The 22,733-nt window shown below is 35.9% G+C and carries 19 protein-coding genes; 9 read left to right on the forward strand and 10 right to left on the reverse strand.

All coding sequences use genetic code 11. The features are described 5' to 3' along the window. Positions 1–3: 3 nt before the first annotated feature. Entirely contained in the window at positions 4–2,793 is a 2,790-nt protein-coding gene (locus DF947_RS04625) for an outer membrane beta-barrel family protein (protein ID WP_109929178.1), read from the reverse strand. A 298-nt stretch (positions 2,794–3,091) separates the two neighbouring features. On the opposite strand from DF947_RS04625, the gene DF947_RS04630 reads away from it, so the two are divergent. Then, positions 3,092–3,733, forward strand: a complete 642-nt coding sequence (locus tag DF947_RS04630) for a GIN domain-containing protein (RefSeq protein WP_109928552.1) — start codon at positions 3,092–3,094, stop codon at positions 3,731–3,733. Between the two features lie 640 nt (positions 3,734–4,373). On the opposite strand, the gene hisS is transcribed toward DF947_RS04630, so the two are convergent. Further along, entirely contained in the window at positions 4,374–5,765 is a 1,392-nt protein-coding gene (hisS, locus tag DF947_RS04640; RefSeq protein ID WP_109928554.1) for a histidine--tRNA ligase, read from the reverse strand. Between the two features lie 193 nt (positions 5,766–5,958). Between hisS and DF947_RS04645 the strand changes: the two genes are divergently transcribed. Next, complete coding sequence (locus DF947_RS04645; RefSeq protein WP_109928555.1) at positions 5,959–6,291, forward strand: hypothetical protein; 333 nt, start codon at positions 5,959–5,961, stop codon at positions 6,289–6,291. Positions 6,292–6,428: 137 nt separating this feature from the next. Continuing rightward, positions 6,429–8,741 (forward strand): TonB-dependent receptor, encoded by a 2,313-nt coding sequence (locus DF947_RS04650; protein ID WP_109928556.1) that lies wholly within the window; start codon positions 6,429–6,431, stop codon positions 8,739–8,741. 280 nt (positions 8,742–9,021) lie between these two features. Here the strand turns inward: DF947_RS04650 and DF947_RS04655 are convergent, their stop codons facing one another. Then, positions 9,022–10,101: an NADH:flavin oxidoreductase/NADH oxidase gene (locus tag DF947_RS04655; protein ID WP_109928557.1), complete on the reverse strand. Its 1,080-nt coding sequence runs from the start codon at positions 10,099–10,101 to the stop codon at positions 9,022–9,024. 184 nt (positions 10,102–10,285) lie between these two features. Between DF947_RS04655 and DF947_RS04660 the strand changes: the two genes are divergently transcribed. Genes DF947_RS04660 through DF947_RS04675 form a run of 4 tightly spaced genes read left to right on the forward strand, consistent with a single transcriptional unit; the run spans position 10,286 to position 13,179 of the window. Next, positions 10,286–11,113, forward strand: a complete 828-nt coding sequence (locus DF947_RS04660) for an ABC transporter ATP-binding protein (RefSeq protein ID WP_109928558.1) — start codon at positions 10,286–10,288, stop codon at positions 11,111–11,113. Between the two features lie 9 nt (positions 11,114–11,122). Then, positions 11,123–11,941: a hypothetical protein gene (locus DF947_RS04665; RefSeq protein ID WP_109928559.1), complete on the forward strand. Its 819-nt coding sequence runs from the start codon at positions 11,123–11,125 to the stop codon at positions 11,939–11,941. Between the two features lie 17 nt (positions 11,942–11,958). Next, positions 11,959–12,333: a GntR family transcriptional regulator gene (locus DF947_RS04670; RefSeq protein ID WP_109928560.1), complete on the forward strand. Its 375-nt coding sequence runs from the start codon at positions 11,959–11,961 to the stop codon at positions 12,331–12,333. Between the two features lie 3 nt (positions 12,334–12,336). Next, on the forward strand, positions 12,337–13,179 hold the full coding sequence (locus tag DF947_RS04675) for a hypothetical protein (protein WP_109928561.1): 843 nt from the start codon (positions 12,337–12,339) through the stop codon (positions 13,177–13,179). Between the two features lie 305 nt (positions 13,180–13,484). Here the strand turns inward: DF947_RS04675 and DF947_RS22660 are convergent, their stop codons facing one another. Continuing rightward, complete coding sequence (locus tag DF947_RS22660) at positions 13,485–13,667, reverse strand: aromatic amino acid lyase (RefSeq protein WP_205940753.1); 183 nt, start codon at positions 13,665–13,667, stop codon at positions 13,485–13,487. 193 nt (positions 13,668–13,860) lie between these two features. On the opposite strand from DF947_RS22660, the gene DF947_RS04685 reads away from it, so the two are divergent. After that, positions 13,861–14,847, forward strand: coding sequence for an alpha/beta fold hydrolase (locus DF947_RS04685; RefSeq protein ID WP_109928562.1), 987 nt, complete (start codon positions 13,861–13,863; stop codon positions 14,845–14,847). Between the two features lie 1,381 nt (positions 14,848–16,228). Here DF947_RS04685 and DF947_RS04690 read toward each other — a convergent pair. The 3 genes from DF947_RS04690 to DF947_RS04700 are packed head-to-tail and all read right to left on the reverse strand — an operon-like array spanning position 16,229 to position 18,998. Further along, positions 16,229–17,119 (reverse strand): DUF6263 family protein, encoded by an 891-nt coding sequence (locus DF947_RS04690; RefSeq protein WP_109928563.1) that lies wholly within the window; start codon positions 17,117–17,119, stop codon positions 16,229–16,231. Positions 17,120–17,137: 18 nt separating this feature from the next. Then, complete coding sequence (locus DF947_RS04695; protein WP_109928564.1) at positions 17,138–17,917, reverse strand: M90 family metallopeptidase; 780 nt, start codon at positions 17,915–17,917, stop codon at positions 17,138–17,140. 55 nt (positions 17,918–17,972) lie between these two features. Continuing rightward, the gene (locus DF947_RS04700; RefSeq protein ID WP_109928565.1) at positions 17,973–18,998 is read right to left on the reverse strand and encodes a Gfo/Idh/MocA family oxidoreductase; all 1,026 of its coding nucleotides are present in this window, start codon (positions 18,996–18,998) and stop codon (positions 17,973–17,975) included. Between the two features lie 105 nt (positions 18,999–19,103). Between DF947_RS04700 and DF947_RS04705 the strand changes: the two genes are divergently transcribed. Next, positions 19,104–19,448 carry a hypothetical protein gene (locus tag DF947_RS04705; RefSeq protein ID WP_109928566.1) on the forward strand — a complete coding sequence of 115 codons (345 nt, stop codon included), beginning with the start codon at positions 19,104–19,106 and terminating at the stop codon, positions 19,446–19,448. A 240-nt stretch (positions 19,449–19,688) separates the two neighbouring features. Here DF947_RS04705 and DF947_RS04710 read toward each other — a convergent pair whose 3' ends face one another. The 3 genes from DF947_RS04710 to DF947_RS04720 all read right to left on the reverse strand — a co-directional run bounded on the left by DF947_RS04710 (position 19,689) and on the right by DF947_RS04720 (position 22,708). Beyond that, positions 19,689–20,366, reverse strand: a complete 678-nt coding sequence (locus DF947_RS04710; protein WP_205940741.1) for an OmpA family protein — start codon at positions 20,364–20,366, stop codon at positions 19,689–19,691. A 174-nt stretch (positions 20,367–20,540) separates the two neighbouring features. Continuing rightward, positions 20,541–21,233, reverse strand: coding sequence for an ABC transporter ATP-binding protein (locus DF947_RS04715; protein ID WP_109928568.1), 693 nt, complete (start codon positions 21,231–21,233; stop codon positions 20,541–20,543). Between the two features lie 2 nt (positions 21,234–21,235). After that, a complete protein-coding gene (locus tag DF947_RS04720; protein WP_109928569.1) occupies positions 21,236–22,708 on the reverse strand; it encodes a DUF5687 family protein in 1,473 nt (490 codons plus the stop codon). Positions 22,709–22,733: the final 25 nt, after the last annotated feature.

The raw sequence follows: 22,733 nt of genomic DNA on the forward strand, positions 1-22,733 counted from the left end.
ATTCTAGTTTTGTTTTTTAATACCACCGCCCATTTTGCTAAAATCCCAGGATACGTTGAACATAAAATATCTTTGGATGGTGGTATAACTGCTCTGAGTAATGTTACCGCTGTTTGCCGATCGGCTAAAGCCAACATTTTGATTTAATAAATCGTTTCCAGAAATAGAAAGTCTCAAGTTATCCTTAAACATTTTTTTCGCGATTGAAGCATTCCAGATAAAGCGCTCAAAGGTTTCGTTAAAGGTTTGTGTTTTGCCATTATAAGTGTATTCTCCATCACTATTAATCTCGAATTTGCCAGGCAACTGAATATTGAAGTTGGCATAACCTCTCCATCCCCAACCATCACTGTTTCCCGATTCCCGAATTGTAGTTCTGGCAATGTTATACGTTGGCCCGAAATTACCATAGAAACTATATTTTTTCTCCTTATACTTTTGAATATTTAATCCACCGCTGTAAGTGTAATTTTTCGTTTTGTTTAGTACATCATTTATAAAATTATAAGAGGTGTTCCCATTTGCATTTAGATTTAAGCCTGTGCTAACACCTAATATTTTTCTGCTCAAACTTCCGTAGAAGTAATAATTTGCGGGCATTTTATCTGATAAATTAACCGATTGATAAATACTTTGGCCACCAGAACTCGTGGTTACATTGCTGATGATTGGATTGGCCGTGAAATTATACGATCCGCTTAACCAGATAGATTGATCGGTTAGAACTTTGTACGAATTATAGCTTGCGCTTAGATTGCTTCTAAAAGATGGTTTTAAATTCGGATTTCCGATAGTTAAATTCAATTGATCCAAATTGCTTCTAATGGGCTGAATCTGATCTAAAGATGGCTGGTTTGTATTTCCGTTATAGTTAAACCTGAACGATTTTTGCTGAGAGAAGCGATATTGATAGGAGGCCTGTGGCATGTAGTTAACAAAATTTCTGTTGTACGATTTGTTGTTGTAAACATCGTACTGCTTAAAATTAACGCCACTAAATTTAGATCCGAAATTGATAATCGTTTTCCCTTTTTTATAATTGAAAATTGCTCCGCCTTGGTTCACAACCTGATCCAGTTCATAATCGTTGCTATATAATGGATCAAGAATATCGTAGTTCCCGCTTCCCGCCTGGTTAAATGATTTTCGATCGGATTCGCCATTAATTAAACTTAAACCATAATTCACAATTACAGAAAGCGACTTGGTAATCGGTTCGGTATAGGCCAGATTAGATTTAAAAGCGCTGTTTTTGATATCGTTTGTTTTATATTGATTTACAGTTTGAATACTGTCTAAAACCGCCTGTTCATTATAAAACTTATTTACGGAGTTTAAATAGCCGTTACTTTTACTATCATTTATAGATTGATTTAAATTTAAAGACAAGGTTCTGCCCTTTTTCTTTAAGCGCTTTGTAAATAACGCATTTACGTTAAATATCTGGTCATCAACTTTGTTGTTTAAAGTTCTTGCAGAATTGTTCTGTAAGCTGTTATCGCCACGCGTTGCAATGGTGCTATAATCGTTAAAGGTATTGCTGTTTTTCAAGGTTCCGTCAACACTCACTTTTAAGGTTAAAGTTGTATCCAACTTGATTTCGTAAGTGGCATCCAGCTTCTGTCTAAACATATCGTTATCGTAAAACTGATTGGAATTTGTATTGATTACACGATCTGCCAAACTGTTTTGATTAAGAGTATTTCGATCGCCAGAGACACGAATAGAGCCGATTTTGTAATTGGTATTTAAAGATTCCTTATCGGTGTTCCATTTATTGTCGAAATGCAAACCACCTGTTCTCGCAACTGGAATTCCCTGGCCATTGTACTGTCCATCGTAAGAGTCAAAATCATCATTGCCATTATTGTAAAAATACATGCTTCCATCGTCGCCTATTTCTGGACCACCGCCAGCACCATATTTGTCTCGATCATCCCAACCTAAGCCAACCGTTCCGTTGTTTCCTAAAATGCCATAGGCCGAAAATTTCTTTTTGCCCCAAAACTTATTAAACATCCCTTGCCCAGTATAATATTTGTCTGTGCCAACACTTCCCTGAAGTTTACCAAAATATCCATTTTTTTTATCTTCTTTAAGTTTGATGTTTAAGGTTTTGCTTTTTTCTCCATCATCTATGCCTGTAAAAGTAGCCTGATCGCTCTTTTTATCGTATAACTGAACTTTATCTACCATATCTGCACGGAGATTTTTGGTTACCAAAGTTGGATCATCGCCAAAAAACTCCTCGCCATCTACCAAAACCTTCGTTACCGTTTGTCCTTGAGCCGTAATTTTGCCGTCCTTATCAATCTGGATTCCCGGAAACTGTTTAATTAAATCTTCAACCTTCGAATTTGGTTCTATGTTATAAGCCAGCGGATCGAACTCGGTCGTATCGCCTTTAATTTTAATGGCAGCTCGGTTCCCTTTGATTATTACATCAGCGAGCAATTTGGCTTTACCCGTTAAGTTTATTTTTCCATAATCGATTACGAGTTTTGTAGAATCCAGCGTAAAATGATCAACAAAATCTGCGTATTTTGGATAAGAAACCAACAGAATAAATTTGCCGTTTTTAATATTGGTAAGCTCAAATGTACCGTTTTCTGCAGCCCTTGTAAATTTAACCAGGGTAGAATCTTTAGCATTTAAAACCGAGACTGATGTGCCCGACAAAATAGATGTCGAGGCAGTATCAATCACTCGGCCTTTAATGGTATGCAGGGATTGCGCCTTAACGTAAGTAGATAGTAAAAATAGAAAGCACACCGAGAGTAAGAGTCTTTTCATAAGATGATTAGGTTTATGAATCGAATATAAAACTAATTTTTTAGTTAATTGTAATGCTTTAACTTTTTTTAACAATTAGAATATTAAATGGGTATTTAAGTTCAAAATTTGGTCTATCGACGAAATTTTTTAATCGCTTTTGTCTAGACAAAATTGGCGTTCGTCTATAATTACATGGTCGTGGTATAATACCCATAAATCTGCTGAAACGTTTTCCATCTGATGTCGTCTTAATTACAAAACCACCTAATAATTAGGGATTTAAAAAAAAGATTTATAAATATAAAATATTCAGATCATGAAAACTTCTATTAAAAATTTATTCGCAGCTGCCTTAACTATAGTTGCTTTAAGCAGTGCAAACTTAGTAGCAAACGCTACAGAAATTAATGCAAACTATACCGCATTAACACAAGTAAAAAACATTAACAAAATTGTAGTAAGCGGAAACGTGAAAGTGATTTTGGTTCAAGATGGAAGAGAAAGTGTTGAGGTTTACGATAAGTATTATGCAAAAAATGCTTTGGTGCAAGAACAGAGAGGCGAGCTTCGCATCAGTTCTTTTGATAAAGAAACCTTAACCGTTATTGCACACGTAAATAACCTTTCAGCCATCGAAGCATCCAATAATTCGACCATTACAACTGCAGGAAAATTCAATTTGTTAAACTTAAGTGTTGTATTAAAAGATCAGGCATCGGCGAATATCAATGCAAATACCGTATGCTTATACACAAGAGTTAATGACGGCGCCCATTTAAAATTAGAAGGTGCAACTGAAGATCACATTGCTGTAATGGGTACTTTGGCAAAATTAAAAATGGATGATTTTACTGCTCAAAATACCAACATCAGCACTTTACCAAGACAGGTTCTGGCCAGTACATCAGCTACTCGTTACGATGATTTGCAAGCAGACTTATTAGAAAAACTTTTCTAATAATCCATCATATCGCCAAGCGTTATTCGATTTAAATCGGGTAACGCTTTTTTGTTTTAAGATAACCTATCGTCATTGCTTGGTGCCTCGCAATGATGAGAGCCAAGCCAACAAATGCATAAAGATTGCTTCGTAAACGTTTAAAAGGTGTGTAGAATTTCATTATTTGAAGGTTTACAAAACCTTCCTTATCCTTAAATTCGATATGCCCTTCGGAACATATCGAACAGCTATGATCTTTCGTCATTGCGAGGCATGAAGCAATCTTAAAACGAAAGAAAAACAAGTGGTATCATTGAACCGCTATTATAACACCCCGCCTTTCAGGCTGCCTCTGCAAGAGGGGAATACCCCTTATAGTTTTTTAGGCACCTTGCAAAACCACTGTATCTTCGTTCTGCTCTTAGCCGGCCTAACAAATTTTTGGGTATCCATTATCCAAGCCTCAGTACCGACTTTAATACAAAATTTTCAGCTGGTGTTTTTTGTTTCTTTTTGACATCAAAAAGAAAAGAGCCCGTCTGGCCAAGACAAAAAATCAAGTAAAAGCTTGTTCTGTTACTTGCTGCTCGAGATGTTAGCAGAGCGCATCGCGTACTCAAGGACAATATGGATTTGTAATCCATTATCAACATATTATCTATTTTAATAAATCCAAAATAGCCAAAGCACTCAATTTCTTTTGTTCTCCGCTTTGCATATCCTTTAAAGTAAGCGCTCCACTTTCCATTTCATCGCCACCAATTAAAATTACATAAGGGATTTTTTTAGCATCGGCATAAGCCATTTGCTTTTTTAGTTTTGCGGATGACGGATATAATTCTGCAGAGATACCTGCGGTTCTAAACTGCTGTAAAATTGGTAAGGCGTATTTTTCGGCTTCTGAATCGAAATTGCTGATCAATACTTTCGTTCCAACTTCAGCCGATGCCGGGAAAAGATTCAGTTCTTCCAAAACATCGTAAATACGATCGGCACCAAAAGAAACGCCCACTCCGGTTAAATCCTTTAAACCGAACATTCCGGTTAAATCATCATAACGACCGCCACCGCCAATACTGCCCATGGCAACCTCGTTAGTCTTTACTTCGAAAATACAGCCGGTGTAATAGTTCAAACCGCGGGCTAAGGTAATATCCAGTTCTAACTTGGCTGTAAGTGGTAAACTGTAGGCAATTAAGCCATTTACGTATTCAAAAACCTGCTCTATTTCGGTAACTCCTTTCAATCCAGTCTCCGATGAAGCCAAAACTTCTTTCAAGCTGGCTAACTTTTCTTCGTTTGTACCTTCCAATAAAATAACTGGACGAAGTTTTTCCAGATCAGCTTCGGTAAACCCACGTTCTAATAATTCTTTGCTCACGCCATCCAAACCTATTTTATCAAGTTTATCGATTGCGACTGTCATATCGATAATTAAATCTGGTTTACCAATAATTTCGGCAATGCCCGATAAAATTTTTCTATTGTTAATTTTTATGCTGAAATCCTTTAAGCCCAATCTGCTTAAGGCTTCGTTATAAATGAGAATGAATTCGGCTTCGTTTAATAAACTTTCTGAACCTACAACATCAACATCGCATTGGTAAAATTCTCTATATCTTCCTTTCTGAGGACGATCTGCACGCCAAACCGGCTGTACCTGAAAACGTTTGAAGGGCAAAGTTATTTCGTGCTGGTGCATCACCACGTAACGGGCGAAAGGAACGGTTAAATCGTAACGAAGGGCTTTTTCGGAAATTAATGAAATCAGTTTATTGCTATTTTCTTCTTCTGCAAAATCGAAAGATTTTTTCTTTGCATCCTTTAAGAACTCCCCGCTATTCAGAATCTTAAAAATCAGTTTATCACCTTCATCGCCGTATTTACCGGTTAAAGTAGAAAGATTTTCAAAACTTGGCGTTTGAATTTCTGCGTAACCATATTTTTTGAAAACCGTTTTAATGGTATCATATATAAAATTACGTTTTACCATTTCAACTGGCGAAAAATCGCGGGTACCTTTTGCTAACGAGGGTTTAATAACTGACATAGCCGCAAAAGTACAAAAATTGCAGAAAGCTATCTATCTACAAATCGTTAATCTTTAAAGATAAGGGTGAATATTCAGGATCATTTGAGAGAAAATCTTGTAAGTTGGGATTCTAACATAATCTTAGGCACTATAAAAGCAATGTTACTTTTCAAATATATATAATTAAATAGTATTTGCTACTTTTGAGGCGTTGAAAAAGCATAAACAAAACATAAACCGTTTACTATCTGCAGTAATGCTGATGGTTTTTGCCATTGCCTTAACGCCGTGGAGTTTATTGCATCATCACCAAGCCCTGCCTTCTGTACCAAAAGAAGTTAACTGTAAACACGTTAGCCATGTTCAAGCACATGCCGATAATTGTTTAATTTGTAATGCGGGTTTCGAAAAAAACTACGTTCAGGCACACAATATTTACAAGATATTTCTTTCCGTAAAAATATTTGGTCAAACAGAACCAGTGTTAAAAAGTGCCTATACCGAAATAAAGCGTACCTGTTTACGCGGTCCTCCTTTGGTTTAATTCTTTAGCCATAAAACACTTTCTGAGTGTTTTCAATTAACCATTTTATTTTATTTATGAGATTCTAAAAAAGATGCCTCCACTTGTAGCGACTTCTCTTTTTGGCAATCCATATCATTTTACGTTATTCTATTATTATGAAAAAATTACAGCTTATAGGCTTTGTAATTCTATATACATTATTAAGCAGTACTGCTTTTGCATCTGTTTTAAAAGACATTAAGGGCAAGGTTATCGATGCCAGCAATAAACAAACTTTACCTGGCGCTACTATTTTTATACCTGATTTAAAAGTTACCGCAGTAACCAATAACGATGGTGAATTTACTTTGAACAATCTTCCTGCTAAGGGAACATACTTGGTAGAAGTTCATTACGTAGGATACAAAACGGCTACTCAGGTAGTCAATCTTACCTCTGCGAATAGTTTAGAATTTGCACTTCAGCCAACAGCAATCGAAACTAAGGAAATTGTAATTACAGGCAGTTTAATAAGCAGTACCAGCAAAAGAAACAGCGCTTCATCTGCGGTGGTTGGTAAAGATCAGCTTTTACAGCCTTCTACAAATTTAATCGATGCTTTAACTAGAATCCCCGGTGTATCGCAAATTACCACAGGGCCATCCATTTCAAAACCTGTTATTAGGGGCTTGGGCTACAACCGAATTGTAACCTTAGATGATGGAATTAAACAGCAAGGACAGCAATGGGGCGACGAGCACGGAATTGAGATTGATCAGTTTAAATCAGATCGTGTTGAGGTTTTACGTGGTGCCGCATCTTTAATGTATGGATCTGATGCACTGGGTGGCGTAATCAACTTACTAGAGCCGAGCACTGCGCCAGAAGGACAGGTTAAAGGCGAGTTTATCACCAATTATTCTACAAACAACGGACTTACAGCCAACTCGTTAATGCTAAATGGAAACGAGAATGGATTTGTTTGGAGAGCAAGAGGAACGTATAAAAACGCTTATTCTTTTAAAACTCCTACGGGATATTTTCCCAACTCTGGTTTTAATGAAACGGATTTAAGCGGAATGGTTGGCTTAAATAAAAGCTGGGGTTACACCCATTTAAACGTATCTAATTTCCGCAATAACATTGGTTTTTACGAGCCTACTTTAGATGCCAACGGAAATTTTGTTAAGGAAGATGGCGATGCTTTTACCAATGATGATTATAAAAATCGCGATTTGGAGTACCCTCGTCAAGACATTAGGCATTTTAAAATTGCTTTAAACAATAACTTTATTTTGGGAGATGGAAACTTAAAGGCCGATTTTGGCTATCAGCAAAATCAACGCCGTGAATTGGATGGACCAGACCCGGCTCTATTTTTCGATCTTAAAACTTACAACGCAGATTTAAAATACTATATCCACGAAAACAACGGATGGCAACCTGTTTTTGGTTTAAGCCTTGATGATGCGCACAGCCAAAATAAGGGAACAGAATTTTTAATTCCCGCCTACGATACTTTTGGTTTGGGTGTTTTCGCTTTTGCGAAGAAAAATTGGGACAAAAATACGTTTAGCATTGGTGCCCGCTACGATTTCCGTAAAAACAATGGAAAACAACTTTTTGACGATGGCGAAGAACTTTTTGCGCCTTTTCAAAACAAGTTTTCTAACGTGAGCGGCGCCCTAGGCTTTACCCACCAGTTTAACGAGGAATGGAATTTTAAAGCCAATGCAGGTTCAGCATTCCGTGCGCCAAATCCAGCAGAATTAGGTTCAAATGGTGTGCATGAAGGAACATTTAGATATGAAATCGGTAACGCTAATTTAAGTCCGGAACGCAGTTATCAAATAGATGCAACTTTAGAGTACGAAGGAAAAATTGTGAGTGCAAGCGCTGGCGTTTACAACAACTATATCCACAATTATATTTATGCATCTAACAATGGTGAGTTAAGAAACGTAGATGGAACAGATTATGCCCTTTATCGTTATGGTCAGGTAAATGCGAATTTATATGGTGCTGAGGCCAGTTTAACCATTCACCCCGTTCCATTTATCCATTTCGAAAATACGTTCGGATATGTACATGCCCAAAACAATACTTTGGCCAAGCCGCTTTCATTTATCCCCGCCGGAACTTTAAGAAACGAATTGCGCTTTGAGCCTAAGTTAAAAGGGACAAATGATGCTTACCTATCTGTGGGTATAAATTCGGCCTTTAAACAAACCCGTGTTGATGATGTTTTTGAAACACCAACAAGTGGTTATACCTTGCTAAATGCAGGAATAGGTGCTACTTTTAATTTGGGCAAACAGCCGATTAAATTATCAGTTTCTGCAAATAATTTGTTGGATCAAAAATATTATGATGCTTTGAGCAGATTTAAACCAGGTCGTTTTGATCAGGAAAATCCAAATCTTGGTGTTTACAATACAGGCAGAAACATCACCTTTGGGTTATATGTACCCTTTACTTTGGTAAAATAATCAATGTACTTCATTTTCAAGATGCCTTCTTGGAAAATAGTTGCGGGGCTAATCGAAAGATCAGTCCCGCTTTTTTTATTTTAAACAACATCTGTCATGCAAGTCTGAGCTTGTCGAAGGACAAATGTTTTATGTTTGCACCTGCTTCATACCTCAGCATGATAGCTTATCCAGAGTTGCATATATATTTCATCTAACGAGCCGGCAATTACGGATTAGGTAAAAACATAGCCACAGATTATTATTTTTAATCTGTAAATCTGTGGCTTAATAATAAAAACTACTTCTTAAAAATTTCTCTTTTTGCCCTAACATATTGGTTCGGCCATTCCGTTTCATCACCCAAAATTTGAGCCGCATGCGTTGGGAAATAAGCATCTCGTAAAGATTCTCTGGCAATGAAAATTAGATCGGCTTTTCCCTGTTCTAAAATTTCTTCCGCTTGGTGTGCTTCTACAATAACACCTACGGCACCCGTGTAAATCCCAATTTCGTTTCTAATCTTATCTGCAAAAGGAACCTGATAATTTGGTCCAGCAGGAATTTTTGCATCAGGTACATTTCCACCAGAAGAAGTATCAATTAAATCGACACCCTTATCTTTTAAAACCGCAGCCAATTGAACCGCATCATTTTCATCCCAACCGCCTTCAGTCCAGTCTGTAGCAGAAATACGAACAAAAATTGGCAGTTCTTCAGGCCAAACAGATTGTACAGCTTCTACCACATCAATAGTAAAGCGAATGCGATTTTCGAAACTTCCACCATATATATCGGTGCGTTTATTACTCAGCGGACTAAAAAACTGGTGCAATAAATATCCGTGTGCCGCATGGATTTCCACTACTTTATAACCCGCAACCTTTGCCCGTTGCGCTGCTGCCCTAAAGGCAAAAACCACATCCTGAATTTCTTTAATGCTGAGCTCGTGCGGAATTACCTGCCCTGGTTTAAAGGGAATGGGAGAAGCACTTACGGGCAACCAGCTTTTCTCTCCTTCGGCAATTTGTTCACCACCTTCCCAAGGCACATCGCAACTGGCTTTTCTACCCGCATGCGCCAATTGAATTCCTGCTATGGCTCCATTTTGATGGATAAAAGAAACTATCTGTTTAAGCTTTTCTACATGTTCATCTTTCCAAATCCCCAAATCGGCATAAGTAATTCTTCCATCCGCTGTTACTGCAGAGGCTTCTTGAATAATTAGTCCTGCCCCGCCTACCGCACGGCTTCCCAAATGTACAAGGTGCCAATCGTTTGCAAATCCATCAACCGCCGAATATTGGCACATGGGTGAAATTACAATTCTATTTTTTAAGGTTACGTCTTTAAGTTTTAATGGGGAAAATAATTTCGACATGATGATTTTTCTTTATACAAACATACAATCTCTGCGTTAAGGATGTTTTAACGCAATAAATATTAAATCATATTTTACAAGCCCGTTATAAAAACTGGAAGCTTTAAAAAATTATTTCAAAAATAATTTGGAGGTGATCAAAATAGAACATACTTTAGTGTATTATTTAACTAATACAGTAGATATGATAAAAATTAACAATCTTAATTTTGGTTACAGCAAGCATAAGCCTTTGTTCAAAAACATGAGTATGCAACTAAGTAATGGCCATATTTATGGCTTGCTTGGAAAAAACGGGGCGGGTAAATCTAGTTTATTAAAAAACATAGCAGGTTTAGTTTATGCGCAAAGCGGAGCTTTAGACGTTATGGGGTTTAATCCCGCAAAGAGACAACCTGCACTATTGGAGCAGATCTGTTTTATTCCTGAGGAATTTTATTTGCCTTCGGTAAAAATCGATGCTTATGTAAGGGCCAATGCTCCTTTCTATAAAAAATTCGATCATCAATATTTTGGCAATCTCTTAAAGGAGTTTGATATTCCTGTAGGTCAGAAGTTGATTAACATGAGTTATGGCCAAAAGAAAAAGGTAATCATTGCTTTTGGACTTGCAACTCAAGCTAATCTCATCATTATGGATGAACCCACAAATGGTTTGGATATCCCTTCGAAAGCACAGTTTAGAAAAATCATGGCTTCGGCGATGACAGAAGATCGTTGCATTATTATTTCTACCCATCAGGTTAGGGATTTGGATAACTTGATCGATACCGTAATTATGCTTGATGAAAATGACGTGGCTTTGAAAGCTTCGGTACAAGAAATTACAGAGAAATTAACTTTCAAAAGAGTTAAGGAAATTGATGAAAGCATCATTTATGCAGAGCCATCACTTTCCGGTTACAATGCCGTTATGCCAAATTATCATCAAGAAGAAAGCAAGCTGGATATGGAGCTTTTATTTAATGCCATCCTTGCCGAGAAAATCAAATTTAAACCCCTATTTAATTAATCTCCCAACATGAACAACACATTTAACATAAATAGATTTGGCCTATTGCTGAGAAGACAATGGTTAGATTTTGGCAAGATTTACTTATTAAGCTTGATTGTAATTTTTGGTGTATTGATTGGGTTTTATGCATTTAATATCCCAAAGGCACAAGACGGGCTTCCGCCAATGGATCTGAATTACGTTAGCTTGAGATTTAGATATCCCATTTTTGGAATCGTAGGTTTCTTGTTCATTAGCATAGTAGCCAGTAGCTATTTTAGTAATCTTGGTCAAAAATCGAAAGCGATAATCGATTTAATGACACCATCATCAACTTTCGAGAAATTTTTAGCGGGTGTATTTTACACAGCCATATTAAGCGTGGCAAGTTATCTGTTTATTTTCTACATCACCGATTTTGCCTTTTGCAAATATATCGATAGTAGTTTTAGCACTTTTCCCTATGATGCAAGTTTAACTTTTATGGGTAAAATTACGCACATTCATGGGATTCACGCCCAACTACTCAATGATGAAATGGATTTCGAAGAATACAGAGGCTTCTCATTTCTTCCATTTTTGGTAACAAGCATTTTTTTGCTGGGATCGGTATACTTTAACCGCTTTCATTACATTAAAACCGCAGTTTCGGTTGTAATTTCTGTGGCAATTATTATGTACATCGTTTACCTTTCTGTGTCGAAAATTGGCGAGAACATGGTTCAGATTACGGATTCTCAAAACAACGAAAAGATTGCGTTTACAATCATATTTGTTTCGTCTGTTATACTGTGCTTGTTTTTTTGGGTGATTACTTATGTTCGCCTAAAAGAGAAAGAAGTATAATTTAAAAAGGTATAAAAATGGAATTTAGAGATAACAAGGCAATATACCTTCAAATAGCAGAATATGTTTGCGAGCATATTTTACTAGGGAAATGGAAAGCCGACGAAAAAGTGCCTTCGGTTAGGGAAATGGCTGTAGAGCTAGAAGTAAACCCGAATACCGTTATGCGCACATACGAATTACTACAAAACAAAAACATCATCAACAATAAAAGGGGAATAGGCTTTTTCGTAGCGGAGAATGCTATAGATGGAGTAAAAAGCTATAGAAAAGTTCAGTTCATGGATGATGAATTACCGGTAGTATTTAGAAATATTTATTTATTGAACATTGGTTTTGACGAACTGAAAACCAAATATGAAACTTTTGTTAAAGAAAATTTTAACGCTTAAAATATGAAAACAAGTAACAAATTATTAATCGTTCTTGCTCTATTATTAATCATTGTACCGATTATAGCAATTGCAATAAATATTAAAATTAACTACAAATATGTAGTACACGAAGACTATATTTCTAAGCAGGAAATAAACAATGAGCCATTTAATAAAAAATCTGCTCAGAGAATGGCCATTCCAATTTCAAAGCCATTTGATTACGTAATTGTTAATGATGCAAAAAATCTTCGTTTAGAAATTCACTTAAATAATTCTGATGTATCAGGTATAAAAATTCCGGAATACGCTAAAGATTATTTCAACTTTGATGTTGATGACAAAGGAATTTTAAACATTACAATAAAAGGGAATCCATATAGTGGGAATCAAATTCCAATTAGTATTTATGCTCCAAAGTTTAAGAAAATAAATGTATCTAATTCAGATTTGCTAGTTGTAACCGCCACCTCAGATTCTCTTGAGGCCAATATGAGCAAAGTCCAGTCTTTTAGTCTCTCTGGCGGGATTACGACTAATGATAATCGTGGCAACGTGATTAGAACGGTAAACGATACCAAAATTGGCAAATTGACCATTAACTTAATCAACTCAAATTTTTCTAGCGATGGCCATTCTTATCAGGATTTAATCATCAATACGAAAGGGGTGTCGCAAATTGGACTCAACGGAGATGAAAATGCAAAAGATAGATATAGCATTAAAAACTTAGCCGTAAATACAACAGATACAGCTGAAGTTGTAATCAACAATATTAACATTAACAATCTCTCTGGCAAGATCTCCGATCACACTAAAATTCAAGCACCAGTAGCTAATTTAAAACAGCTTTTTAAAAATTAATCTAAAAACCTGCGATTTATAAATGAATCGCAGGTTTTTTAAGGATATAAAACATACGTCTTCATAAATAGCTGTCTTTTATTAGGCTAATTCGTCTTTAATCCTCTTCTTCCTCGCCAGTTAATGGCAAGGCCAAATGCGTTAGCAGACCAAATATCCGGACGCATCTACATACCCCTGTGTATAAACAATTGGCAAAATATTTTCATTCTAAAAATCGACAAACGCTGTACTGTTTTTAAAGCAATTCCCGAAAATCCGTAACTTAACGATTGAATTTTTAAAAGCAACATTAACTTTACAATCTATTTTGGTAATTCTTCACCCGTTCGGCAGGCATGAGAAAGCAATAAATTGTGTTGAAGTTTGGTTAAATTTTCTTGCCCTAACTTTACATTTTGCAGATAGCCAAAACCGATGTTTATATTATAAACCGGATCAGTATGCTGCTTTAACTTATCATTAAGGTAAGTTCTACATTTTTCAATTCGCTTTACAGCTTTCGCTTAACGCAATTGCTTTGTTATTTTCTGCAATTTCTGATGGCAAGCATATTGTTAATGGCGATTTGCTGATGTAAAAAACGGGCATGGTTTTTAATCTATTTGGTGATCAAAAGTATAAATTAAGTATTAAATTAGGCCACATCGCTTTTGATATTCGATATAATAAATTTTAATTATGAAAAGACTTTTCCTATTAATTGCAGTTTCCCTAATTATTTCCAATTACACTAAGGCACAAAAAATTGATACTCTGTCTATCACACTTGAGAATGTAAAATACCCTTATCCTGTCAAATATTTCCCGATCAATACGGAAGGACAGGATATTAAAATGGCTTATATGGATGTAGCGCCAACTATCGCTCCAAACGGCAGAACGGTGATTCTTTTCCACGGAAAAAATTTTGGCGGGTATTATTGGGGAAATGTGATTAAGGCGTTAACTGCAGTTGGCTATCGAGTTATTGCTCCTGACCAGATTGGGTTTGGAAAATCATCCAAACCATTTATCCACTACAGCTTTCATCAAATGGCTTACTGGAACAAGAAATTGTTAGATACTTTGGGTGTACAAAAGGCTTCGGTTTTAGGCCATAGCATGGGCGGAATGCTCGCCACTCGCTTTGCATTAATGTATCCGGATAAAACTGAAAAATTATTGCTCGAAAATCCTATCGGGTTGGAAGATTATAAAACCTTTGTTCCTTACACAACAACCGAACAACAATATCAAACCGAACTTAAAACTACTGCTGAAAGTGTTCGGAAATATTACCAAAGCTCTTATTTCACGTATTGGAAACCAGAATATGAAAGTTTAGTTGGTGTTGCCGGTGGCGTAACTTTTAGTGCCGATTACCCAAGATGGGCTAAAGTTGCAGCATTAACCTATACCATGATTTATGAGCAACCTGTTGTTTATGAGTTTCAAAACCTAAAAGTACCAACCATTTTATTTATCGGAAAAGAGGATAAAACAATTGTTGGCAAAGGACTTTTGTCTGCAGATCAACAAACATTACACGGTCAATATAAATTTTTGGGTAAGCAAACCGCAGCTAAAATACCCGGTGCAAAAATTGTAGAATTTGAGGCGTGTGGGCATATTCCACATATTGAAATTCCTACAGAGTTCCTTGTCGCTTTAACTGGAAGCTTATAGAATTGTTGCAAAAGATCAAACGTTCCTAATGGAACATATTCTATGTGTGGCGGAAATGCTACCCAGCAAACGTCCCCATGGGACGAGCAAAAATCTAAACAGTTTTAGAAATTTAGTCTATAGGGATGTTTGTTGATAGAAAAACAATGTAGATTTTTTTCTTCCTGTATGAATCTTTGAATAAAACAGCAATCATTCAAGTCCAACACAGTGTTTCTCATTAACACCCGTCCCATCGGGATTTTTGCTGGGCTGGAAAATTCGATTTTTTTTCTTCTTGTATGAACCTTAGAGATCAAATCTTTGAATAATATTAAGATGATTCAAATCCAATGATAAGCTTCCTCATTAAAACATGTCTCGTGAATAAATTTGTTTGATAGGAAACTCATGCAGATTTTTTTATTCAGTAACGTTTATAAAATCACTGAATATTCCGCATAATTTACATCAACGCTCGTCCCATCGGGACGTTTGCTGGGCTGGAAAATTAGAAGTATTTTTTTTCTTCGTGTATGAATGTTGATCAATTTTTAAATAAAACAGCAACATTCAAACCCAACACAGTGTTTCTCATTAACGCTCGTCCCATCGGAACGTTTGCTAGGCAGCAAAATTCGCAATATTTTTTTCTTCCTGTATGAAACTTAGAGATCAAATCTTTGAATAATATTAAGATGATTCAAATTCAATGATAAGCTTCCTCATTAAAACATGTCTCGTGAATAAATTTGTTTGATATGAAACTCATGCAGATTTTTTTATTCAGCAACGTTTATAAAATCGCTGAATAATCAAAATAATTTATATTAACGCTCGTCCCATCGGGACGTTTGCTGGGCTGGAAAATTAGAAGTATTTTTTTTCTTCGTGTATGAATGTTGATCAATTTTTGAATAAAACAGCAATCATTCAAGTCCAACACAGTGTTTCTCATTAACACCCGTCCCATCGGGATTTTTGCTGGGCTGGAAAATTCGATTTTTTTTCTTCTTATATGAACCTTAGAGATCAAATCTTTGAATAATATTAAGTTGATTCGAATCCTAATGATAAGCTTCCTTATTAAAACATGTCTCGTGAATAAATTTGTCTGATAGGAAAATCATGCAGATTTTTTACTCAGCAACATTTATAAAATCACTGAATATTCCGCATAATTTACATCAACGCTCGTCCCATCGGGACGTTTGCTGGGCTGGAAAATTAGAAGTATTTTTTTTCTTCGTGTATGAATGTTGATCAATTTTTAAATAAAACAGCAACATTCAAACCCAACACAGTGTTTCTCATTAACGCTCGTCCCATCGGGACGTTTGCCGGGTAGAAAAAATTTCGTAGTATTTTTTTCGTTCCGTAGGAACGTTTGATAAATGGAAAGTTAATTAATTTCCTTACCTGTAATCTGATTAATGCCTTCCATATCGAAATCGATATTTTGGTCCTTGGCTTTCATGGTTCCGTACATTTCCAAGCGCAAATGACTGCTTAAAACCAGACCGGTTTTAAGATCTATCTGCATATCGCCAGAATTTGTTCCCTTTAAGTCGGTATCAATTTTAGTTCCCATAGAATCAAAACTTCCTTTAGAAATTAGATTTCCGTTTACATTTAAAAAAGCAATACCATCTTTAACCAATTTTAAAGTATAGATCGTTATCGTTTCAATTGGCATGGTCATCTGCATTTTGGTATCAACCGTCCAGCTATCGCCAATTTTAACAGGTTTATCAGGATAAATCTTAAACGATGATTCCATTGTCTGTTTCATTCCTTCTGCACTAAACTGTTTACCTAAAGAAGCTTTAATCGCCTTTATCTGACTGGTATCTGTAGTCATTTTAGATGCCATATTATCCAGCATTTTTTCTATTCCGTTAACAGATTTTATGCTTCCATTTGCACCAAAAATCATTTCGAAAGATGCACCTTTTAAACCACTAAAGGGGTTAGGCTTACCTGGTTCCTGAGAGTCAGAATCCATAGTTAAGGTATTTCCCATCCCACTAGATTTCATGCGGATTTTATTGTAAATAACTTTGATGGCTTTATCGCCTGCTTTTTCGCCAGCAATATCAAAAGTATAATCGGTACCAATTTCCTGACTAAGATTTACATTTTGATCACCAATTTTTTGTTTAATAATTTGGTTTGAAGTAAGATTATAATTATACTTTTTCCCTATCGGATAATTCTGTTTTAGAATGTAAACTTTTTGGGCGAAAGTGCTTGTTATTAGAAAAAAGCAAATTAAGGTTGTTAATATTCTCATCTTAAAAATTAGTTTTTGTTAATTTGATCCGGCTGGGTTTTGAGCAAATATTCGGCTTAAAGCCTGATACAAATCTGGGTGTTTATCTTTTAAAAGCTCTGGCTTTTCGAAAAAATATTCAGAAACAACAGCAAAAAATTCTGCCTGGTTGGTTATGGCATAAGGATTAATATCCGATTTATTATCTTCAATTTTCTCAATCTCTTCATGCATCATCTTAATCCACGGCAAGGTGTATTCATGGCTCAATAAATTTTCTGGAACGCCATCAGTTGCGCCATCAGATTTATCCAATAGGTGTACAAATTCGTGGATAGCGGTGTTTTCTTTTCCCGCACTTTTAGAAAAACCGTGTCTCAATGCAGATCGAGATAAAATCATTTGCCCGTTCATATAGCCACTCCCAACCATGCCCATTATATTTCTTTCGCCACCTTCAAACTGGAAATCTTTATTAAATGTATCTGGATATAATAATACACTGCTTAAGTTTTTATATTGCCAATCTTCAAAACCAAATATTGGAATTACAGCGCTGGAGGCAATTAAAAGTTCATCTAAAGTTGTCATTTCCAATTCAACAGCTTCGATTTTTACAGTGCTGAAAAATTCAGCGATTTTTTGTTCAAATCTTAATTTTTCTGTAGAATCCAAATTGTGATAATAACCAACATAGTCATCTAAAATCTTTTTATCAGTTTCTGTCAGCGGCTCGATGGCAGGTTTCTTTTTTCGAAGAATGAAATATAATGTGAGGATAAAAATTGGGATTAGATAAGCAAACGGCAATGAATTCATAGGTTATAATTACGCTGATTTAAGTTGAAAAATATTGATATTAAATTTGCTAGGGCTAACTTTCTATAATTTCCAACTGAGTGAGTACATCTTCTCTTGTAACTGGATATGGCTTATCATTTACCAAAGCTTGATAAACGGCTTCGAAAAGTGGCAAATAGCTTCCAATTTCTGATGGAATAATTTCTTCTGATTTATTTCCCTCGGCATCGATCGTAGTTAAGTGTCCTTCCTTGCCGTTAAGTTCAATTCCATAGCCATTATCAGTAAGTTTTATTCCAGCTAATAATTGTTCCTCCTGAATATCGGCTCTTTGTTTTACAAAACTCCCATCTATTCCATGCAACACAAATGCGGCCTGCGGATTTACCACCAACATGCTCGAGGTTACAAAAACGTTAACGCTATCTGGATAGTTTAACTGAATGGTGAAATAGTCATCAACCAAAGTGCCCACTCTATTTTTTCCTGTTACTTTATGGTAACTCAACGGTTTTCCGAACAAACTAATCACCTGATCTAAAAGATGTGGTCCTAAATCGTACAACAGTCCACTTGCTTCCACAGGGTTTTCCTTAAATGCTTTCGGTCCGATTACGTTTCTATAACGATCATATCTCAGATGCATTTCAATTAACTTGCCTAGTTTATTGCTTGCTAAAACTTTTTTTACTGATGCAAAATCACTATCCCATCGGCGATTTTGATAAAAGAAAATCTGCTTACCTACCTGATCGGCAAGTTCAAAAAGCTCTTTCGCTTGTGCCGATGTTGCGGTAAAAGGTTTCTCTACCAAAATATTCTTACCGTTTTGCAAAGCCAATTTAACATGTTCATAGTGTAGATTATTTGGTGTGTTGATTACGATTAAATCTATTTCCGAATCGTTAAGCAATTCGTCAATGCTGTTGTAACTGATCACATTTGGGTAATCTTCTTGCGCTTTTTTTTGATTGCGCTCGGTAATTGCCTTTAAGTTAAAGCCAGAGTGCGCATTTAAAAAAGGCGCATGAAAAACCTTTCCAGACATGCCGTAGGCCATTAATCCTGCCGTAATTATTTTATTTGAATTCGTATCCATATGTATGTAATGTGATCAAAAATACAATAATGGTTTTATGTTTTGCATCAAACCATAAACGTTTTACTTTAAGCCTTAAACCTTTTTACACTATCTTTGCTTTCTATGAAACCGTCGGAGATTAATGCCAAGTGGAAAGTTTTACAAGAACGAATTGCAAAAGAGTTTGATTCGGATTTCCCTGATTTAAAAGTGATGCTTTTTTTAATTGGTGTACAGGAATTGGGCAAAGGACCGAAGAAATATAGCAAGCGCCAAAAAGAAGAGTTAATGCATATTGCAACCTGCAGACTTTTAAGCGAAATGGATTTTTACGAACTCGAAGGTGTAGATCAGGATGGTTGGCCTCATTGGAAATTGATTAAACCGATTCCGCCTTATACCATGTTGGAGCAAGAGCTTCTAATGAAATCTTTGGTGGTAAGTTATTTCGCAGATATTTATTCTTAATATGTATCGATAGTGATGAGGATTTTTTCTATAAATTTTAACATAGAATACATAGAATTTTTATAGAGAACACTAGATGTCGTCATTTCGACCGCAGTGGAGAAATCTTTGAACCATTTTAAAGATTTCCCTCCGAAAGTTTGGGAATGCGTTTAAGCCGATTAAAACTAAAAAACCCCAATGCAATGCATCGGGGTTTGGCTATATAATGACCTCATAGGTAGAGGGAATTTGCAAATATTATCCTTGTTTTTGTGCAGTAGCTTTTAAAGCATCGTTTGCAACAATTACGATTTCTACACGACGGTTCGCAGCACGACCGGCATCTGTTTCATTATCAGCAATTGGCTCTGCAAATCCTTTACCAATGGTTACTAATCTCGATGCAGGTACGCCTTGAGAAACCGCATAAGCCTTAACCGCTGCAGCTCTTCTTTCTGATAAACCTTGGTTGTAAACTTCAGTTCCTTTATTGTCTGTATGCCCAATAATTTTAATATCGGTATCAGGATATTGATTTAAAGAAGAAGCCAAACTTTGAACATTAGTTTTAGCTGCATCTTTCAATGCTGTTTTATCGAAGTCGAAAAGAATACCACTATCAAATTTTACAATAATACCTTCACCTTCACGGATAACTTCTGCATTTGGAATTGCTTTTTGAATTTCAGCTGCCTGTCTATCCATTCTACGACCAATAAATGCTCCAGCAGTTCCTCCAATAGCACCACCAATTAAAGCACCTACTGCAGTATTACCAGCTTTTTTGCCGATTAATGCTCCAATTACTCCACCCGCTGCAGCGCCGATACCTGCTCCTTTTTGTGTTTTTGTTAAACTATCACAACTTTGGAACGCCATTGAACCAACTGCTAATCCTATACTTAGTGTCGCTATTCTTACTTTTGAAATACTCATAATAATCTAGATTTATAATTCTATCCATTCCATTCAAACACAATGCCAAAAAACCATCATGTATGATATTATTTTGATTTCCGCACAATAGAGCTAGTAAGAATAATTTTTTAGCAAAAAAAAGAGTGCCTTTTTTGGGGCACTCTTTTAAATGTATCATTCTTAGTACAAAAACTAAGCAGAGAAATAGCTTTCAAGCTCTTTCAATGTATTTTCATCTGTTCTAAAATCTTTAATTACCTGACCTTTTTCTACCAAAATAATGCGATTACAAACATCGGTAACATGATTTAAATCATGGCTAGAAATAAATGTGGTCATATTCCCTGGGTGTTCCTTCAGTAATTTTTTCAATCGGATTTGGGTTGTTGGATCTAAATTGGCAAAGGGCTCATCCAAGATTAAGATTTCCGGTTTCTGCATTAACGCTGCTGCAATGCCAACCTTATTTTGATTTCCCTTACTAAAATCGCGAATGTATTTGCCACTGCTTAAAATCTCGCCATTAAAAAATTCGTTATACTGAGTTAAGTAAGAAGATACGTCTGCCACGCTTAAATTGTGTAGGCTACCAATAAAAATAAAGTATTCTTCAGGGGTTAAATAATCAATTAAAAAACCTTCATCTAAAAAAGAGGCTGTATAATTTTTCCAGTTATCGCTATGCATAACGTTTTCTCCCTTAGATAATACTTCGCCTTCAGTTGGGCGTATTAAATCTAAAAGCATCCTAAAAAAAGTGGTTTTACCCGCTCCGTTGTTTCCAACTAAACCAATGGTTTCGCCTGGTTCTATTTGTACGTGTTCTATGTTTACAACGGTTTTATCGCCATAAACCTTTTTCAAATTTTTTACTTCTAAAATCATAATTATTCTCTAAAGCCTTCGGCTATTTTATATCGTTTCTTTTCAAATTTATTGGTTATGAAGTTTACCCAGAAGCCTCTTAACATCAGCATGATCAATCCGAATAAAGCAACTACTGTTAATCCCCAATATGGCATATCCATCTTGCCAAAGGGAAGATAAAGCAATATTGGAATCAATGCATAAGGAAATATTAACAAAAACTGAGTAGCACTGGTTCCTTGATAGTTAAAACTCGCAGCTTTAGTAATGTCCAATCGTTTATAGTTTAATGTTGCCATATAAAGCACGATAACAGTTCCGAAACCGATATTATATAAATAAGCGGCCAACTGTAAAAGCAACAACTTCGGACTTAAAAACCCATAGAAACTTGCCAAAACAGTAATGATTGTTGATGCAATTGTAAAAAGCAGAAACTTGGCTTTAATAAAATCCTTAAAGTTAATTTTAGCGCTCAGCAGGCCGTCGAAATGTGAACTTTGCCAAGCAAACATAAACTGACCATAAATGATAATGGAAACGCCTGTCATGAAGATTGCACCGAACATCATCTGTCCAAATTTATCTCCATCAATGGCTGGGGTTTTGTAAAACAAGAAACCATACAAAAGAAAAAAGAAGCCTAAAATTACCGAAGAACGCGAACGTTTATGGCGAAGAATGAGTTTAAGCTCTAAAGCCGCCAACTCGCCTACTTTACCAAATCGATTTAAGAATGCATAATCTGTACTTACTTTTTTCTCTTGCTTACTGCTTAGTTCTTCTGTATAAAGATTTTTTGCCAGAAAATTAGAGTTGATCTTAAAAATTAAAAATGCAATGATGGTAAAAGCGAAACCCAGATATGGATATGTGGCAATGGTTCTAAATACATAATCGGAGCCAGCCATTATCGAAATAATCTTAAAGTATTCTAAAGCAGCAAATCCAGCGATAACCAATAAGCCAATACCCGTGTACAACACGTTTGTAATGGTTTTTCTTTTAATATATAAAACAAAGTAATTGTTAAAAATTGCAATTGAAAATATCGAAACGATATACATTAATGTTGGAAATACACCATAAGCTCCTGCAATCCTCATAAAAATAAAAGGAAGAAATAAAAAGAAAGGCCAAAGGTTAAATGCAGAGAAAAGTGCCTTGATGTTTAAGAAACTGACAATCTGGCTTTTCTTAATTTTTAAATGCAGATAAGGAATAATGCTCATGGTTGGCAACTCTTGGAGCTGTAAACGCATTATAAAATCGAATGCGAAATAATACAGAATTAAGCCGTTAAAACTTTTAATGGCATCTTGATTTGGAAAAATCTTCGGAAGCAAGAACGGCATACTGAATCCAGCGCCAATGGCGATTGCCAAAAAGTAAAGCATAAAAAACCCCAGAATGATCTGAGTGGCAATGCTACTGCCTCGGTTCCGCGAACGCCAAAAGGATTTTCTTTGATGGCTTAAAAAAGTACTTAGCATATAGTTTAGTCTTGTTTGGTTATTA

This window comes from Pedobacter paludis (assembly GCF_003173575.1).
Taxonomy (GTDB): domain Bacteria; phylum Bacteroidota; class Bacteroidia; order Sphingobacteriales; family Sphingobacteriaceae; genus Pedobacter; species Pedobacter paludis.

What these genes read in the sequence shown, in the direction of transcription:
- DF947_RS04650 (WP_109928556.1), top strand. Translation starts at nt 6,429, where the DNA reads ATGAAAAAATTACAGCTTATAGGCTTTGTAATTCTATATACATTATTA.
- DF947_RS04695 (WP_109928564.1), bottom strand. Translation starts at nt 17,917, where the DNA reads ATGAATTCATTGCCGTTTGCTTATCTAATCCCAATTTTTATCCTCACA.
- DF947_RS04660 (WP_109928558.1), top strand. Translation starts at nt 10,286, where the DNA reads ATGATAAAAATTAACAATCTTAATTTTGGTTACAGCAAGCATAAGCCT.
- DF947_RS04715 (WP_109928568.1), bottom strand. Translation starts at nt 21,233, where the DNA reads ATGATTTTAGAAGTAAAAAATTTGAAAAAGGTTTATGGCGATAAAACC.
- DF947_RS04720 (WP_109928569.1), bottom strand. Translation starts at nt 22,708, where the DNA reads ATGCTAAGTACTTTTTTAAGCCATCAAAGAAAATCCTTTTGGCGTTCG.
- DF947_RS04700 (WP_109928565.1), bottom strand. Translation starts at nt 18,998, where the DNA reads ATGGATACGAATTCAAATAAAATAATTACGGCAGGATTAATGGCCTAC.
- hisS (WP_109928554.1), bottom strand. Translation starts at nt 5,765, where the DNA reads ATGTCAGTTATTAAACCCTCGTTAGCAAAAGGTACCCGCGATTTTTCG.
- DF947_RS04690 (WP_109928563.1), bottom strand. Translation starts at nt 17,119, where the DNA reads ATGAGAATATTAACAACCTTAATTTGCTTTTTTCTAATAACAAGCACT.
- DF947_RS04670 (WP_109928560.1), top strand. Translation starts at nt 11,959, where the DNA reads ATGGAATTTAGAGATAACAAGGCAATATACCTTCAAATAGCAGAATAT.
- DF947_RS04665 (WP_109928559.1), top strand. Translation starts at nt 11,123, where the DNA reads ATGAACAACACATTTAACATAAATAGATTTGGCCTATTGCTGAGAAGA.
- DF947_RS04655 (WP_109928557.1), bottom strand. Translation starts at nt 10,101, where the DNA reads ATGTCGAAATTATTTTCCCCATTAAAACTTAAAGACGTAACCTTAAAA.
- DF947_RS04675 (WP_109928561.1), top strand. Translation starts at nt 12,337, where the DNA reads ATGAAAACAAGTAACAAATTATTAATCGTTCTTGCTCTATTATTAATC.
- DF947_RS04625 (WP_109929178.1), bottom strand. Translation starts at nt 2,793, where the DNA reads ATGAAAAGACTCTTACTCTCGGTGTGCTTTCTATTTTTACTATCTACT.
- DF947_RS04685 (WP_109928562.1), top strand. Translation starts at nt 13,861, where the DNA reads ATGAAAAGACTTTTCCTATTAATTGCAGTTTCCCTAATTATTTCCAAT.
- DF947_RS04705 (WP_109928566.1), top strand. Translation starts at nt 19,104, where the DNA reads ATGAAACCGTCGGAGATTAATGCCAAGTGGAAAGTTTTACAAGAACGA.
- DF947_RS04710 (WP_205940741.1), bottom strand. Translation starts at nt 20,366, where the DNA reads ATGAGTATTTCAAAAGTAAGAATAGCGACACTAAGTATAGGATTAGCA.
- DF947_RS04630 (WP_109928552.1), top strand. Translation starts at nt 3,092, where the DNA reads ATGAAAACTTCTATTAAAAATTTATTCGCAGCTGCCTTAACTATAGTT.